At 57.8% G+C, this 15,691-nt stretch carries 13 protein-coding genes; 8 read left to right on the top strand and 5 right to left on the bottom strand.

Features of this window, described 5'->3' with window-relative positions; genetic code table 11:
- Positions 1–68 precede the first annotated feature (68 nt).
- A complete protein-coding gene (locus Q2T52_RS05815) occupies positions 69–335 on the bottom strand; it encodes an SEL1-like repeat protein (protein WP_302075710.1) in 267 nt (88 codons plus the stop codon).
- Between the two features lie 478 nt (positions 336–813).
- Here Q2T52_RS05815 and Q2T52_RS05810 point away from each other — a divergent pair, with 478 nt between their 5' ends.
- Positions 814–1,155 (top strand): DUF2147 domain-containing protein, encoded by a 342-nt coding sequence (locus tag Q2T52_RS05810; protein WP_302075709.1) that lies wholly within the window; start codon positions 814–816, stop codon positions 1,153–1,155.
- A 9-nt stretch (positions 1,156–1,164) separates the two neighbouring features.
- Here Q2T52_RS05810 and Q2T52_RS05805 read toward each other — a convergent pair whose 3' ends face one another.
- On the bottom strand, positions 1,165–1,545 hold the full coding sequence (locus Q2T52_RS05805; RefSeq protein WP_302075708.1) for a VOC family protein: 381 nt from the start codon (positions 1,543–1,545) through the stop codon (positions 1,165–1,167).
- Between the two features lie 273 nt (positions 1,546–1,818).
- Between Q2T52_RS05805 and Q2T52_RS05800 the strand changes: the two genes are divergently transcribed.
- Positions 1,819–3,315, top strand: a complete 1,497-nt coding sequence (locus tag Q2T52_RS05800) for an AMP nucleosidase (protein WP_302075707.1) — start codon at positions 1,819–1,821, stop codon at positions 3,313–3,315.
- Between the two features lie 37 nt (positions 3,316–3,352).
- Here Q2T52_RS05800 and Q2T52_RS05795 read toward each other — a convergent pair whose 3' ends face one another.
- Positions 3,353–4,318, bottom strand: coding sequence for a lysylphosphatidylglycerol synthase domain-containing protein (locus Q2T52_RS05795; protein WP_302075706.1), 966 nt, complete (start codon positions 4,316–4,318; stop codon positions 3,353–3,355).
- Between the two features lie 192 nt (positions 4,319–4,510).
- Here Q2T52_RS05795 and Q2T52_RS05790 point away from each other — a divergent pair, with 192 nt between their 5' ends.
- The 3 genes from Q2T52_RS05790 (at position 4,511) to Q2T52_RS05780 (ending at position 8,781) form a co-directional block, all read left to right on the top strand.
- On the top strand, positions 4,511–6,157 hold the full coding sequence (locus Q2T52_RS05790) for a glycosyltransferase family 39 protein (RefSeq protein WP_302075705.1): 1,647 nt from the start codon (positions 4,511–4,513) through the stop codon (positions 6,155–6,157).
- A gap of 115 nt (positions 6,158–6,272) precedes the next feature.
- Positions 6,273–7,292: a glycosyltransferase family 2 protein gene (locus tag Q2T52_RS05785; protein ID WP_302075704.1), complete on the top strand. Its 1,020-nt coding sequence runs from the start codon at positions 6,273–6,275 to the stop codon at positions 7,290–7,292.
- A complete protein-coding gene (locus tag Q2T52_RS05780) occupies positions 7,273–8,781 on the top strand; it encodes an ArnT family glycosyltransferase (protein ID WP_302075703.1) in 1,509 nt (502 codons plus the stop codon). The genes Q2T52_RS05785 and Q2T52_RS05780 overlap by 20 nt, the downstream gene beginning before the upstream one ends.
- A 4-nt stretch (positions 8,782–8,785) precedes the next feature.
- On the opposite strand, the gene Q2T52_RS05775 is transcribed toward Q2T52_RS05780, so the two are convergent.
- Positions 8,786–10,153 (bottom strand): aspartate aminotransferase family protein, encoded by a 1,368-nt coding sequence (locus Q2T52_RS05775; protein ID WP_302075702.1) that lies wholly within the window; start codon positions 10,151–10,153, stop codon positions 8,786–8,788.
- A 147-nt stretch (positions 10,154–10,300) separates the two neighbouring features.
- Here Q2T52_RS05775 and Q2T52_RS05770 point away from each other — a divergent pair, with 147 nt between their 5' ends.
- Entirely contained in the window at positions 10,301–11,644 is a 1,344-nt protein-coding gene (locus Q2T52_RS05770) for a glutamine synthetase family protein (protein WP_302075701.1), read from the top strand.
- A 13-nt stretch (positions 11,645–11,657) separates the two neighbouring features.
- Here the strand turns inward: Q2T52_RS05770 and Q2T52_RS05765 are convergent, their stop codons facing one another.
- Positions 11,658–12,617, bottom strand: coding sequence for a diacylglycerol/lipid kinase family protein (locus Q2T52_RS05765; protein ID WP_302075700.1), 960 nt, complete (start codon positions 12,615–12,617; stop codon positions 11,658–11,660).
- A 242-nt stretch (positions 12,618–12,859) separates the two neighbouring features.
- Here Q2T52_RS05765 and Q2T52_RS05760 point away from each other — a divergent pair, with 242 nt between their 5' ends.
- Both Q2T52_RS05760 and Q2T52_RS05755 read left to right on the top strand, forming a co-directional pair.
- Positions 12,860–14,086 carry an MFS transporter gene (locus tag Q2T52_RS05760; protein WP_302075699.1) on the top strand — a complete coding sequence of 409 codons (1,227 nt, stop codon included), beginning with the start codon at positions 12,860–12,862 and terminating at the stop codon, positions 14,084–14,086.
- A gap of 325 nt (positions 14,087–14,411) precedes the next feature.
- Positions 14,412–15,596 carry a metallophosphoesterase family protein gene (locus tag Q2T52_RS05755; protein ID WP_302075698.1) on the top strand — a complete coding sequence of 395 codons (1,185 nt, stop codon included), beginning with the start codon at positions 14,412–14,414 and terminating at the stop codon, positions 15,594–15,596.
- Positions 15,597–15,691: the final 95 nt, after the last annotated feature.

Genomic DNA, 15,691 nt, shown 5'->3' with positions numbered 1-15,691 from the left:
CCTTGTTTCTGCCGGTCGCGGCCTTGGGTGCTATCGGACAACTTCGAAATCGCTGCCCGTCCTCCGTCTTAGTGCTTGGTCATCCACTCACGCGCTTCGCGCAGGGCCTGTGCAAGCTGCATCTTGGTCATCGTATGGGCCAGATCAGCCCGCAGTTCCGCGGCGCGGTCGGAGCCCCGGATGGCTGCGATATTCAGCCATTTGTGTGCGGCAATCAGATCAATGTCGCAACCACGGCCGGTCGCATACATCAGTCCCATATCGCAAAAGGTTTCGGCGCGGGCCTCGCCACCCATGGTGGCCATTTCGGAATGAAGCATTTCAAAGCGTGCCATCGGTTTGATCCCTGTTTTAAGCCTGTTGTTTATCCGTATCCCTGTTCATCGCCCTTTCGGGCCTCCGAAGGCACCGGCCATCTTGAAGCGGCTTTCAGTCCTGCGGAGCGGCGGGTTTTCCCTGCTCGTTTGATGAGTTCACTATGCACCAAGCCATTCAAAATTCGCCTAAAATGCATGATTAATTTGCGGAAAATAAAGTCCAAACGCTTGGTAAACTTGGGTTTTTATTAAACATCACAAGGCCTGGAAATTAAGGAATCCGGCCATTTGAAAACCTTCCCTTAACCATGGCGTCTTCACCCTTTGGAAAGCATGACTCACGGAGCCGTCACACGTTATTGGACTATGCGAACTGCTTCGAACGGAGGAAAGGATTTACCTTTACGTTCGCGTAAGATAGCATTTTGTCGGGCTTGGGTTATAGACAATCGGGTCTGACGAGACTGCTCAAGCAAGCTTTGTGGAGGAGAAACAGATGATTCGTACCATGTCCCTCACCTTCAGTGTTCTTCTTTCGCTTAGCGGGGTTGCCATGGCGGCAGAGCCCATTGAAGGCAATTGGAAGACAGAGAGCGGCGCAACGGCTGCCATCACAAGCTGTGGCGGCGCATTCTGCGTGACGCTGAAAACCGGGGAATATGCCGGCAAGCAGATCGGCAAGCTCAGCGGCAAGGGCAAGGAATATACAGGCGAGATTACTGACCCGGAAGACGACAAGACCTACGAGGGTTCCGGTTCCGTGAACGGAAACTCGCTGAAGATGAAGGGCTGCGTCCTGAAAATCTTCTGCAAGTCGCAGACCTGGACAAGACTCTAAACGAGCGCTTCAGGCTGATCTACCGATATCGATCCGGTTGCCTTCGGAGTCCTCGATGACGAAGGCTTCCAGTCGACCGTCTTCATCTTTAACTTGTTGAAGCAGCCGAACGCCACGGGCTTTGCAAGCATTAAAGAAACGGTCAGGATCGTCGACCATGAGATGCGCGACGGGAAAACCGGAAGCTATCGTCATGTTGGGCTGGAAGCTCAAATGCAACTCTCCGCGGTCACGCTCCATGATGATGAACCGAACGGGATCTCCTGCCTGGTAGGTTTTCCGAAATCCCAGCACGCGACTGTAGAACCGCTCTGCCCTTTGCATGTCGATCACCGGCAGGACGGCAGCAATGCGTCCAAAGCGGACGCCGTGATCTGCCAGGTTATCCATCCTCGGTGCTCTCCCTGTTCGTAGCGGATGCAGCAACCCATGCTGCACTCCAGCATCGATCTACACTTAATCACATTCTGATATTGTGTCGATCATCACATACTCCCAAAATCAACGGGTATTGATGATATGAACGATCAGCGGCAAAGAAGTGGCTGGCATGCGGCGAAATGTCTTTTCAAAGACGGGCAAAGATTGCGCCCGCACATCACCCCTGGAACAGTTTCCATGCCTCGTAATTTGCATGTTACGAAGGCTGCTTTATAATAGGCCATGAGCACAAAGATATCTTCGCATCCATCACACGATTTCATCAATCCCGCTCCATTTGAGCCCAAGGTCTTCACGGATCCGGCGCAGGCTGTCGATGCCCTGACAGCGCTTTACGAGCGCAACACGTCCTTCCTGATCGATGCCTTCAAGGGGCTCGCGCAAGGCGGAGAACTTGCCGGCCGCTATAGGGCCTGCTACCCGCAGGTCTCGATCGAGACCAACAGCTTCGGGCACGTCGATTCGCGACTCTCCTACGGCCACGTGACGGCACCGGGGGTCTACACGACGACGGTGACCCGCCCCAAGCTGTTCCGTCATTACCTGAAGGAACAGCTGGAACTCCTGATGCGAAATCATGGAGTGCCCGTCACGGTCTCCGAATCGACGACACCCATTCCGCTGCATTTTGCTTTCCCTGAGGGCGCCCATATCGAGGCATCAGCCGCGACGGTGCTGACGGACATGCCGCTGCGTGATGTCTTCGATACGCCGGATCTCAACACGACCGACGACCTGATTGCCAACGGAGAATATGATCAGGTCCCCGGGCAACCGGCCCCGCTTGCGCCGTTCACCGCTCAACGTATCGATTACTCGTTGGCGCGCTTAAGCCACTACACCGCGACAAGCGCCGAGCATTTCCAAAACTTCGTGCTATTCACGAACTACCAGTTCTATATCGACGAGTTCGCCGCGTGGGCGCGTGAACTGATGGCTAACGGTGGAGATGGCTATACGGCTTTCGTAGAGCCTGGAAATATCATCACGCATGCGGGAAGCTCGTCAAACGAAGCGCCAGTTCGCCTACCGCAGATGCCAGCCTATCATCTCAAGAAGAAGGGCCATGCTGGTATCACGCTGGTCAATATTGGCGTCGGTCCATCCAACGCCAAGACCATCACCGACCACATCGCCGTGTTGCGCCCGCATGCCTGGCTGATGGTGGGGCACTGCGCGGGCCTGCGCAACAGCCAGCGGCTCGGGGATTACGTTCTCGCCCACGCCTACATGCGCGAAGACCATGTTCTGGACGACGATCTGCCCGTCTGGGTGCCCATTCCCGCCCTGGCGGAAGTGCAGCAGGCGCTTGAGGATGCTGTGGAAGAGATCACCGGCCTGGAAGGCTTCGAGCTGAAGCGCATCATGCGCACCGGAACTGTAGCAACAATCGACAATCGGAACTGGGAGTTGCGCGATCAGCGCGGACCGGTAAAGCGCCTGTCCCAGGCACGTGCCATTGCCCTCGACATGGAATCAGCAACGATTGCCGCCAATGGCTTCCGCTTCCGCGTTCCCTACGGCACGCTGCTATGCGTTTCGGACAAGCCGCTGCATGGGGAACTGAAATTGCCGGGCATGGCGACGGAGTTTTATCGGACACAGGTGCGCCAGCATTTGAAGATCGGCATTCGTGCTGTTCAGAAGATGGCGGCCATGCCGAAGGAAACCCTGCATTCGCGCAAACTGCGTAGTTTCTACGAAACGGCATTCCAGTAAGCGGTTTTGAATTCGGCATGATGGGGTAACCACCGCATCATGCCTTGCCAGGCCTGCTCATCGCAACGAGCATGGACACAACCGTCCCGATCACCGATGTGACGATGATCATCAGGTGCGCATTGACCGCCGCCTGTCCCAGGGATGTCAGGGCCGCAGAATCACGCGCCGCTCCAAAGGCTAAGGCGCCAGCGGTGATTCCCGCCGGATAAGTGCCCGCACCGCCAGGCGCATGAACCGGTAGGACAGAGGACAACTCGCCTCCGAGCGCGCCGCCAAAGGCTGCCGACACAGGCAGATTATCCAGAAGCAGAATCACCCAGGCCAGCACCACCACCTTGACCAGCCAGTTGACGAGGGTCACCAGCCATGCGCGCAGAAATGCAGCGGCATCCTTCGGCAGGCCTGCTTCCAACTCTTCCAGCACAGAACTGAGTCTTGGCGGAGCAAAGCGATGTGTAAAGCGGAATGCCTGTTTTCGGATGGCAAAGCCGAGGGCCGGCAACCCCACGAAGCAAACCCAGACGCCCCACGCCCAGGATGCCTGCCTCTCCAGCGCCAGACCAATTCCGGCGGCTGCCAACAGCGCATGCAAATCCAGAAGTCGCATCACCAAGAGAGCAGATGTTCCACGTGCCATAGCCAAGCCGAACTCACGCTTCATCAGCACGGGAAAACTGACCTCACCGGTGCGAAATGGCAGCATGACGTTCAGCAGGTTATGGACCTGCACAAGCCGCAGCAGACGGGGAAACTGACCCCGCGTCTCCTGCGGAAAATAGTCATGGATGCGCCAGGTCCGCAGTACATAGGTCAACAGAAGCAGCAGAATGGCAGCAAGGACCTGAACAACGCCGACGTCCTGCCAAAGCGCGAGAACCTTCGCCCAACCCCAGGCCCATTGAACAAATAGCGCGTAAAGACCGACAGCAACGGTCGCAACGATCGTGGTTGCATTTCGCACGATCCATGATCGTCGAGCTGGAATTACATCGTCTGTCATCACGCCCAATCCAAAGCCTAGGCACTCACGCTGAGCAGCTTTCAAGACGCTTTTCGACCGCAACGGTCAACCCCACAGATGTGGCATCTTTGCCAATTTCGCCCGATTTCATGTAAGCATCGGAAGCTAACAACAACTCACGTCTTGTTTCCGATCACGTATCCCTTACGTATGCGAGCAGACAGGTCGTGCATGCATAAGGGGTTTGTACACTTCCATGAAGCCGTGTTTTCACATGAACTGCGTTATCAAGCCTTGGTGATGCGGGCAGAGCACGTTGCGGCAAGCTATCATCTTTCGGCAGATGAACCTTGTCAGGCTGAAAGCAGGTTATGGCGCACTTCCGTCGTCCTCTCGCTGCTTGCGGCCTACTTTCTCCTGAACTTCTTAATCCGTCTGCAGGCACCGGATTCGCTGGAACTGGACGAAGCAGAGCAGGTGGTAACCTTTCAATGGCTCGCCTTCGGCTATGGTTCACAGCCGCCTTTTTATAATTGGCTGCAATATGCGGTCAGTTCCGTCTTCGGCATGTCAATTGCTTCAATGGCCGGTCTTAAGAACCTGATGCTTTTTGGGCTTTATGCCCTCAACTGGTTTACGGCCAAACGACTGATGGGCAGTGGGCGGTTTGCAGCGATCGCGACCTTCGGTACCCTTACAATTCCACAAATTGCCTTCGAGGCGCAGAGGGACCTGACCCATACGGTTGGTGCTGCCTTTTGTGCAGCCTTGTTTGCCTACGCATTTTTCTCGACACTCGCGAAACCGAGCTTGAAGCATTATGCTCTGACGGGACTGGCGATCGGCCTTGGCATGATCGCGAAATACAATTTCGTGGTCCTGCCTGCCTCCGCGCTCATTGCTGTTCTATGGTTGAAAGAGTGGCGCTCGCGGCTGTTCGACGTGCGGATGCTGGCAACCATCGGCCTTGCCCTCCTAGTCATTACGCCACATGCTGCCTGGATCATTGCCAATTTTACCCAGGCCTCCCACACCACCCTGGAAAAGCTCAGGGGCATGCAATCGCCGTCAATGCCCGACACCCCTGATCTTCTCGACAATGGTCTTATATCCCTATCCGTCGCCGCGATCGGTTTTTCCGGACTCACTATCCTGGTTTTTTGGATTGCCTTCGGTCGAACCTTTGTTGCCAGTCTAGCAGCCGAGAGCCGCTGGACGCGTCTCATCGAGCGCCTTTTGCTGGCCATGGCGGTATGCCTAGCGACCGTTATCCTCGTGACAGATGCAGAACATATCAAAGACCGCTGGCTGACGCCGCTGCTGCTGATATTGCCGCTTTACCTTGCCCTTAAGCTTTCAGCCATGGGAACGGTCACGACAGCCGCGATGAAGCGATTCCTTTCGATCATCGCCATCATCATGATCACAGTCCCGGCGGTACTGGCGCTACGGATTCCGGTTTCAGGCTTGCTTGGGCGCTATGAGAAGCTGAATATTCCCCACCGGGCCGTGGTGGAACAACTCCTTAATAAGCTCGGCAAGCCACCAGGGCTTATTATCGCGAGTGATACGCCTTTGGCCGGCAATCTTCATATCCATCTTCTGGATGTCCCGGCGTTTTCGCCGTTCTATCCACAATTCAAACCGCAGTTTGAATGGACCCCTGAAAGACCAATCGTCGCAATCTGGCGCAAGGATGACAGTCTCTTGGGTAACGTCCCAGACGATATCGAAGAGTGGGTCGATACCTTTGCCGGACATGACGTAAGCCTTAAGGTTGAGACTATTGCCCTACCCTATATTTATGGTAGGCCAAACGATAACTATGAATTCCGTTACGCGGTGATCTATCCAACAATGCCTCGTGCCCGCCCCTAAGTTGCCGCAGTTGGCTCTAAAAGGTGGCGGCGCTGCAATAATGCGTGCAAATTGTGAATGATCATCATATTTAGCCTGGGTCACCAGCAAATAGATAACCGTTAGGAGAACGTCCATGCTGACAGCAGCAAAGTCCCTGGGCGCCTATGCCGAAAACACGCTCACGGTAGAACTTTCGCTGGTCGTACCGATCTTCAACGAAGAAGAAAGCGTTGGACCGCTGATCGATCGCGTACAGGAAGCGATGAGCGGCTATGCAGATCGTTGGGAACTGATCCTCGTCGACGACGGCAGTACGGATGCGACGCTTGCCAATGCGCGCGCCGCCATCGGACGCCCAGGGCTTGATCTGCAGATTGTGGCGCTTCAACGCAATTTCGGGCAGACGGCCGCCATGCAGGCCGGCATCACCCAAGCACGCGGCCGATTGATCGCGACCCTCGACGGCGACCTGCAGAACGATCCGCGTGATATTCCAGGCATGGTGGCCGAACTCGAAAGGCGGGAACTGGATCTGCTCGTCGGCTGGCGGAAAAATCGCCAGGATGGTCTGCTGCTGCGTAAGGTACCGTCATGGATCGCCAATCGGCTGATCGGCCGCATCACCGGGGTTCGTCTGCATGATTATGGCTGCAGCCTGAAGATCTATCGCGGCTCCATCATCAAGCAGGTCAAGCTGATGGGTGAGATGCACCGCTTCATCCCGGCATGGGTCGCAGGCGTCGTGCCCAGTTCGCGCATTGGTGAGATGCCGGTAACCCATCACGCACGCCAGCACGGCGTATCGAAATACGGAATTTCGCGTACGTTCCGCGTGATCCTGGATCTATTGTCAGTGATGTTCTTTATGCGCTTCAAGGCGCGTCCAGGCCATTTCTTCGGCTCGCTCGGGCTTGGACTTGGAGCCCTTTCAAGCCTGATCCTGGCCTATCTGTTCGTTGAGAAATTCATCATCGGTAACAGCATCGGCACGCGGCCTCTGTTCCTCATCGGCATCATGCTGTTCCTCTCGGCCATGCAACTGATCACAACCGGCATTCTGGCCGAAATGATCGCGCGGACCTATTACCGCGACGAGAGCACCGTCAACTACATCATCAGAGACGTGTACAACGGTGATCACCCGAACCCGTAATCTCCTTGCCCGACGGCCGGATATTCTTGTCTGGCTGATTCTGGGCTACTTCGTGCTGTCCGTGATATTGCGGGTTTTGCGTTCCGAAAGTCTGCAGAACGACGAGGCGGAACAAGCCTTCCAGTCACAGTTCCTTCTGCTGGGTTACGGACGGCAGCCGCCGTTCTACAACTGGCTTCAATACGGTTTCATCCATGTGTTCGGGCTGTCGGTTGCAACGCTTTCGGCGCTGAAAAACCTGCTGCTCTTCCTTACATGTATCACTTTTGGCTGGGCGGCGCGGATCGTGTTGGAAGATCGGCGTCTGGCGCTCGTCACCATGCTCGGCGTGTTGGCAGTCCCGTCCGTAACGGTGCTGGCCCAGAGAGACCTCACTCATGCGATCGCCACATTCTGGCTGGTCGCGCTGTTTCTGTGCGCGCTTTTGACAACCCTCAAGCGACCAAGTCTGCAGGGTTATATCCTGACGGGGATCGCTGTCGGCTTCGGAATCATCACCAAGTACAACTTCGTTATTCTGCCGATTGCGGCACTTCTTGCGATGATCGCGGACCGCGAATTCAGGCAACGCCTGATGGACTGGCGCGTTATTCCGGCCGTCATCGTGGCACTGGTCATTTGTCTTCCGCATCTCCTCTGGGCGCTTACCCATTTTGAAACGGCGACAGAGGGCACCATCCACGCCATGCGCGAAGGCGCCTCCGGTCACGCCGCGTCGGATGCGGTGCGCGGTCTCCTGTCCATTGCCACGTCCACGCTCGATATTATCGTACCCGTCGCGGGGCTTTTCCTGTTTGGGTTCTGGCGCGACTGTCGCACCATTCTACGCGCTCAAAGCCGCTGGACGCATATGGTCGGCTTGACGCTTGTGATTTGTCTGTTGATCGTCGCGCTCATCGGCGTGGCGCTGGGTGCCTCCAGCATCCGGGAAAAGTGGCTTTCTCCCTTCCTGCTCCTGCTACCTCTTTATCTGAGCCTGAAGGTCGATGCTGCCCGCATCAGTCCGCAGGAAGCGATCGGGCGAATGGCGCCCCCGGTCTTCGTCGTCATTGTCGGCTTTATCGTCTATCTGGCAATCGGCAACGCCGTGGCACCATTGATCGGCAAATACGGTAAGGAACACATTCCCTACGACCAGTTTCTCAACACTGTCATTCAGGAACGTGGCGTGAAGCCGGCCTATGTCGTGACCGACGAGCAGATGCTTGCGGGAAATTCGCGTCTCGAATTGCAGGACGTGCCAATTGTCTACACCGATTTCCAAGCCCCGCTACCTCTTGCGCGGCTTGCAATCAGTGGCCCAGGGCTTGTGATCTGGCCGATTGAGACGGGAGAAGTTGGGATACCGGAGGATATCCGGGCCCTGTTTGCCAAAAACGGCATATCGGTCAACGACACGGCACCGGCTATTCTGGATGTGCCCTATCTGTTTTCCGGAGGCAAGGCATTCGATCATTTCGGATATGCTTGGATCAATCCGCGCACCTGATCCATCAGGGAAGCCTTTGTTCGCGCAGATGATCGAGCCCTCCACGTACCGTCTCGATCATCTGATCGACCTCAGAACGGGTGATGATCAGCGCCGGTGACGCCAGCATGCGGTCTGCGGTGGCACGCATCACTAGTCCGTTTTCGAGACAATGGTTGCGAACGGCAACACCGGCATCATCGGGCTTCGCGAAACGCTGGCGCGTTGACTTGTCGGCTGCGAGCTGAAGCCCGCCGATAAGGCCAATGCTTTCGGCCTGCCCGACAACCTCATGATCTTCGAGGCTTTTCCAGGCGGCGGCGAAATAGGGGCCGATATCGTCCCGCACTCGTTCCACCAGCGCCTCCTCCTCGATTATGCGCAGATTCTCAAGCGCTGCCGCCGCACAGACCGGATGACCGGAATAAGTGTAGCCGTGATTGAAGTCTCCAACCTCTTCGATCATCACCCTCGCCACACGATCACTCACCAGCACGCCGCCGATCGGCAGGTAGCCGGAGGAAAGCCCCTTGGCCACGGGTGCAAGATCCGCTTCGAAGCCGAAATGCTGGTGACCGAACCAGGTGCCAAGACGCCCGAACCCACAGATCACCTCGTCGGCGACCAGGAGGATGTTCCGCTCCCGGCAGATCCGCGCGATCTCCGGCCAGTAGGTGTCCGGCGGAATGATCACTCCACCGGCACCCTGGACGGGTTCGGCCACGAATGCGGCGACATTGTCCTCGCCCAGCTCATCGATCTTCGTTTCCAGCTCGCGCGCGGCTTTCAGGCCGAAGTCGGCCGGAGAAAGATCACCGCCCTCTGCGTACCAATAGGGCTGGCCGATATGGGAAATGCCCTCGATCGGCAGGTTCCCCTGTTCGTGCATATGCTTCATGCCACCCAGCGAGGCACCGGCGACAGTTGATCCGTGATAGCCGTTACGGCGGGCGATCACGTGCGTCTTGGTCGGCTTGCCAAGTGCTGCCCAATAGACTCGTGCCATGCGGAACCAGGTGTCGGTCGCTTCTGAGCCAGAATTGGTGAAGAAGACATGATTCATCCGACCGCCGGTATGGGCGGTGATTTTCTGGGCCAGCAGGGCTGTTGGCGGCGTCGTGGTGCCGAAGAAGCTGTTGTAATACGGCAGTTCGTTCATCTGCCGGGAAACCGCATCGGCAATTTCGCGGCGGCCATAGCCGATATTCACGCACCAGAGCCCAGCAAAGCCATCCAGATATTTCTTGCCCTGCGAATCGTAAATGTAGACCCCTTCGCCGCGCGCAATGACACGCACCCCCTTTTCGCCCAGTTGCTTCATGTCGCCGAACGGGTGCAGGTGATGGGCAAGGTCGATGGCCGCGAGGTTGGAGGGGTTGTGGATCTGGTTCATGAAAGCCTCCGCTGCCGTGCCCGCCTCGTCGCGCAGCCTGAGCGCGCGCTGATTGTAAGGCCGATTTCGATCGGCTACGAACATGGCGCAAGGGGCAAGGGTTTGGCAAGGCGGCTATACCCGTCGTCCAGGCCGGGAAGGACATGCATGAGCGGCGTTGAACAGAAAAACCAAGGCGAGGCCCGGATCGAGGTGCTGCTCGTCGGCATGAATGGCGATCTACGTGGCAAGCAGATCCCCCTGTCGGCGGAGAAGAAGGTGTGGGAGGGCAGCGTGCGCCTGCCGACCTCGACGCAATCGCTCGACATTTGGGGCGACGACAATGACGACATCACGGGGCTCTCGCTGACGATCGGCGATCCCGATGGCTGCTGCATTCCCGACCGCCGCAGCCTTGCGCCCATGCCCTGGGCACCGGAAGGCTCCGTTCAGGTCCTCTCCACCATGCATGAGCTGAACGGGCGCCCGAGCTTCATGGACCCGCGCGCGATTCTCGCGAGGGTTCTTGGGCGCTATGCCGAGCGCGGCCTGACGCCCGTTGTGGCGACGGAACTGGAATTTTACGTGGTGGAAAATGACTTCCGCGAGACCGGTCGCCCCCGCCCTCCCCGCGCACTCACCTATCGCGACGAGCCGAACGGCTTTCAGCTCTATGACATGAGCGTGGTCGATGCGCTGCAGGATTATCTCGACACGCTGCGCAGCTGGGCCAAGGCGATGGGGCTCCCAGCGGATGCGACGACAGCGGAATTCGGACCCGGACAGTTCGAGGTGAACCTTCTGCACCGGGCGGATGCGCTCGCCGCCGCCGATGAATGCCTCTACCTGAAGCGGGTGGCGGAGCAGGCCGCCAAGCGGCATGGGCTCAAATCCACCTGCATGGCAAAGCCCTATGGCGAGCATGCCGGGTCCGGCCTGCATGTGCATGCCAGCATCATCGATGCTAAAGGCAATAACATCCTCGACGCCAAGGGCGGCAATCCGGTCCTGCTGAAATCCATCACCGCCGGCATGCTGAACACGATGCGCGATGCACAGCTGATCTTTGCGCCCTTTGCCAATTCCTATCGCCGCTTTCAGCCGGGCTCCTTTGCCCCCGTCGATATTGACTGGGGTTTCGGTCATCGCGGTACGGCGATCCGTATTCCCGACAAGGACGGACCAGGGGCGCGCATCGAACACCGCGTGGCGGGAGCCGACGCCAATCCATACCTGCTGCTGACCGCGATTCTCGGCGGCATGCTACTCGGCCTCGAACAGACGCTCGATCCCGGCCCGGCGACGGAACCCGGACAGCCCGCCCCCGGCAATCGGCGCCTCACCCACGACTTCCTGACGGCAGTGGAGGATTTCGCAGCGTCATCCTTCATCGAGGATGTGTTCGGCGAACGCTATCAGAAGCTCTACGGAGATACCAAGCGCAAGGAGGCGATCACCTATCTGCGGACCGTCTCCGACTTCGATTACCGGACCTATCTCACCCGCATCTGATCCCGAGATCCTCTCAAAGGGCTGCGGGCTGGTTCTCGATGCCGTCCTGGGCCTGTACCTGCTCGATAGGCTGCTGCGGCTCGCGCACGATCACCTTCAGTTCGCCCGCATGGATCTTCAGCTTCACGTCGCGCTCCATCGGCAGAAGCTCGCCATCGATCACGCAGCGGATGTCATGGCGTGCCTTGGGGAAGTGCAACTCGACCTCCGTTACCTTCATCGCGGTGACCGCCTCGCTTTCCTTCAGGCGACCGCGCAGGATGTCGAAGGTCAACTTGGCGACACCGGCGGGGCTCAAGGGCTCCGCGGTGTAAAAACCCAGATGTCCACCGGTCAGACTGTCGGCATACATCAGAGGCTCGTTGCCGAACTCGTTGTTGGACACCGAGATCGCGGAAACCTTGCGGTATCCCGTCTTGCCTTCCGCATTAAACTCCATTTCGAAGACAGGCGGATTGAACATCACGCCGAGAGCAGCGCGCGTGCTGGCGCGCATCTTGCCAAGTCTGGAGGCGAAGTTCATCGAATTGCGATAGCGCACCATGCGCGCGTGAAGACCCGCCGAAAACTGGTGCACGAAGCTGCGTCCGTTGGCGCTGGCAATATCGACATTTTGCACCTGACCACCGGCCAGCACATCCAGCACCTGCCAGATATCGAGGGGCAGTTTCAGGGTGCGTGAAAACAGGTTCATCGTGCCGGCCGGAATAACCCCGAGCGCAAGTCCGCTTTTCCAGGCGATACCGGCTGCGGCCGAAATCGTGCCATCGCCTCCGCCGGCAACCAGGCCCTCGACACCATTCTCATCCGCAACCCGGCGCATGGCATCGACCACCTCGCGCCCTCCTACGACCCGGCATTCAAAATCATGCCCGGCTGCGCGAAAGATCTCGACCGCGCGCGCGCAATAGGCGTCCATGTCGGTCGTCTTGAAGGTACCGCCGTCTCGATTGAGAATTGCCACCAGCTTCATTCGAACCCTGCCTTGAATGTGCGCGCCCACAACGGCGTTGGCAGGGAAATGGTTGCCGAAATGCGGCAAGACAAGGTGCAAGATGTCGATTGCGCGGTGGCAGAAGCGATGGTCATGATGCAACGCAGAGATTTACCGCTTCCTGCGGCGCACAATAATATGATAGCCTTAGCATATGTCAGGTTTCACCCGAGACCTTATTCTTCTTCCGGCTTCCCAACCGGTAACCTCCGACTGATGACATGACCGATTCGACTGCTCACTTCGCCTCCGCGCATGCGCCGGAGTCTCAAGACCGTTCCACCCTTTCGCCGACCACCATCGCCTTGATCGAACTGGCGCTCGCCGTCGGCGGCTTCGGCATCGGCACCGGCGAATTCGCGATCATGGGCCTGCTGCCGGATGTGGCGCAAACCTATGGCGTCAGCATCCCGCAGGCGGGCCATGTCATCAGCGCCTACGCGCTCGGCGTGGTGATCGGCGCGCCTGTGATTGCCGCGCTGTCCGCACGCCTTCCCCGCCGTACCCTGTTGCTTGGGCTGATGTCGCTGTTTGCGCTTGGCAACATCCTTAGCGCACTGGCGCCGGAATTCCTCAGCTTTACCGTCCTGCGCTTCATCACCGGACTGCCGCATGGTGCCTATTTCGGTGTGGCAGCCCTTGTCGCCGCCTCGATGGTGCCGCCCAATCGTCGGGCGCGCGCCGTTGGACGCGTGATGCTGGGGCTCACCATCGCAACACTGGCGGGAACGCCCATCGCCACCTTCTTCGGCCAGCTGATGAGCTGGCGCGCCGCCTTCCTGCTGGTGGGCTGCATCGGCTTGCTGACTGTGCTGCTGCTATGGCGCTTCCAGCCGCATGACACAGTGGCTGAAGGGGCCAGCATTATACGGGAACTCGGCGCGCTCCGACGCATTCAGGTCTGGCTGGCGCTCGGCGTTGCGGCAACCGGCTTCGGCGGCATGTTCGCCATCTTCAGCTATATCGCCTCCACCACCACCGACACCGCCCATATGCCTGTGACGATGGTTTCCATCGTACTCGCCCTGTTCGGCATCGGCATGAATGTCGGCAATATCGTCGGCTCGCGTCTGGCGGATCTTTCGCTCAAAGGGACGATCGCCGGCGTGATGATCTTCAACATCATCGTCATGACGGTGTTCAGTCTGACGGCCGCCAACCCCTTCATGCTCTGCGCCTGCGTCTTCCTGATCGGCTGCGGCTTTGCCGCCTGCCCTGCCGTCCAGACGCGCCTGATGGACGTGGCAGCCGATGCCCAGACGCTCGCAGCCGCGTCCACCCATTCCGCGTTCAACATTGCCAATGCGCTAGGCGCCTGGCTTGGTGGCCTGGTCATATCATGGGGTTACGGCTATGGCGCCACCGGCTATGTCGGCGCCATCCTGTCCGTCATCGGGCTTGCTGTGTTTACCATCTCTGTTGCTTTGGAAAGGCTCAAGCGCCGTTAATAGCAGTTGTCCGTTCGCTCAGGGCTCATGGGTATGCCGATAAAAGAGCACCGGAAAAGACTACCATTTGCCTCCGGGCGAAGGATAAGATGAGTTTGTCCAACGCAAATGTTCGCCACAGATCGATGGCGACCGAAATGCTCCTCGACCTGCCTTGGACGCAACGACTGAAGCTCTGAAAAAGTGCATTTTTTCCAGAAAATTACCACAGGTTGCCATCCGTAAAATAACTGTTACGTTAGTGGTGCTATTCTATTGGTGTGAGTTTACGCGCGGCCACTTGGATTAAGATCCAAACGAACCTTCCGCGCCATGGAGGACGCCGATGAAGTCCATTTCCAAGTCTCGCCAGCCAGGCGCGTCGCTTGCCCATAAACAACCACCGCGCATCATTGAATTTGAGCCCATCCCGGAAGATTTCAAACCCCGAGGAAAAGCCCCCTATCATATGGACCTCAAGGACGTCATTCCGGCGGCGGCCTATAAAGCCATTGGCGAGACGGGGCGACTGGCGTTTCATTGCGTTGGTGATACGGGCGGGGTCAAGCGGCCGGAGGCGCAGGCGATGGTCGCAAGCGGTATGGAGCATTCGCTTGAAACGGACCGCATGCATCCCGTCTTCTGCTATCATCTTGGTGACGTCGTCTACTACACCGGCGAAGTGGCGGAGTATTGGCCGCAGTTCTATGAGCCCTACGAGCATTATCCGTTACCGATTGTCGCCATTCCAGGCAATCACGATGGTGAACTCACGACACGGGAATCAATCTCGCTGCTCGGCTTTTATGAGAACTTTCTCGCGGAAGCGCCCGATACATTCACGCATGAATCTCACGACAGTGGTCGCCCTGCCATGCATCAGCCCTGGTTCTACTGGACGCTGATCACACCGTTCGCAACGATCATCGGGCTTTATACGAATGTGCCCGAACACGGTAAGATTTCCCCGGAGCAGCGTGCGTGGTTCCACAACGAGATGAAGGCGGCAGATAAATCAAAGGCGGTGATCGTCGCGCTGCATCATCCGGTCTATTCGTTCGACAAATACCACAGTGGGAGCTCTACGATGGCCACCGAGTTGCAAGATGCCATCAACACATCCCGCCGCGTCCCGAACATGGTTCTGACGGCGCATGTGCATAACTACCAGCGCATTGAAAAGACCATCGGCGGCCACTCGATCCCGTTTTTCGTGATTGGAAACGGTGGTTATTGGAACTTGCACTACCTCGCCTCCCAGCCGGGTTATACAGACCCGGAAACCGGTGCCAAACTGATTCAGGCAATCGATTCGCGGCACGGCTTCATGACGTTTGAACTCAGCCAAAAGGTCATTAACGGCCATTTCACCACGGTGCCGAGGCCGCAGGAATCCTGGTCAGATCCCAATGGTTACAACGATAAGTTTGACGTCTTCAGCTATTCGGCACTGCCGATGTTCTTGAAGGACGGAGAGACGGCTGAACTGCTGCCGAGCGATGGCTCGCACGTGGAACCGAATATCGGCTGACCCCGTGGCCGCATCATGCGAAGCGGATCGCTCTCCCGCCGGATAAAAGCGTCTGCGGGGATTTTGAGGCTGCTCTCTTGCAACGGAGAGAGGTG

The sequence above is a fragment of the Rhizobium oryzicola genome (assembly GCF_030504645.1).
Taxonomy (GTDB): Bacteria; Pseudomonadota; Alphaproteobacteria; order Rhizobiales; family Rhizobiaceae; genus Neorhizobium; species Neorhizobium oryzicola.
Note: the sequence above shows the minus strand (reverse complement) of the source record. Positions and strands in the feature narration are given on the sequence as shown.

Excerpts from the sequence above, each read along its gene's own strand:
- Q2T52_RS05810 (WP_302075709.1), top strand. The coding sequence starts at position 814 with ATGATTCGTACCATGTCCCTCACCTTCAGTGTTCTTCTTTCGCTTAGC.
- Q2T52_RS05760 (WP_302075699.1), top strand. The coding sequence starts at position 12,860 with ATGACCGATTCGACTGCTCACTTCGCCTCCGCGCATGCGCCGGAGTCT.
- Q2T52_RS05765 (WP_302075700.1), bottom strand. The coding sequence starts at position 12,617 with ATGAAGCTGGTGGCAATTCTCAATCGAGACGGCGGTACCTTCAAGACG.
- Q2T52_RS05775 (WP_302075702.1), bottom strand. The coding sequence starts at position 10,153 with ATGAACCAGATCCACAACCCCTCCAACCTCGCGGCCATCGACCTTGCC.
- Q2T52_RS05815 (WP_302075710.1), bottom strand. The coding sequence starts at position 335 with ATGGCACGCTTTGAAATGCTTCATTCCGAAATGGCCACCATGGGTGGC.
- Q2T52_RS05790 (WP_302075705.1), top strand. The coding sequence starts at position 4,511 with ATGCATAAGGGGTTTGTACACTTCCATGAAGCCGTGTTTTCACATGAA.
- Q2T52_RS05800 (WP_302075707.1), top strand. The coding sequence starts at position 1,819 with ATGAGCACAAAGATATCTTCGCATCCATCACACGATTTCATCAATCCC.
- Q2T52_RS05755 (WP_302075698.1), top strand. The coding sequence starts at position 14,412 with ATGAAGTCCATTTCCAAGTCTCGCCAGCCAGGCGCGTCGCTTGCCCAT.
- Q2T52_RS05805 (WP_302075708.1), bottom strand. The coding sequence starts at position 1,545 with ATGGATAACCTGGCAGATCACGGCGTCCGCTTTGGACGCATTGCTGCC.
- Q2T52_RS05785 (WP_302075704.1), top strand. The coding sequence starts at position 6,273 with ATGCTGACAGCAGCAAAGTCCCTGGGCGCCTATGCCGAAAACACGCTC.
- Q2T52_RS05770 (WP_302075701.1), top strand. The coding sequence starts at position 10,301 with ATGAGCGGCGTTGAACAGAAAAACCAAGGCGAGGCCCGGATCGAGGTG.
- Q2T52_RS05795 (WP_302075706.1), bottom strand. The coding sequence starts at position 4,318 with ATGACAGACGATGTAATTCCAGCTCGACGATCATGGATCGTGCGAAAT.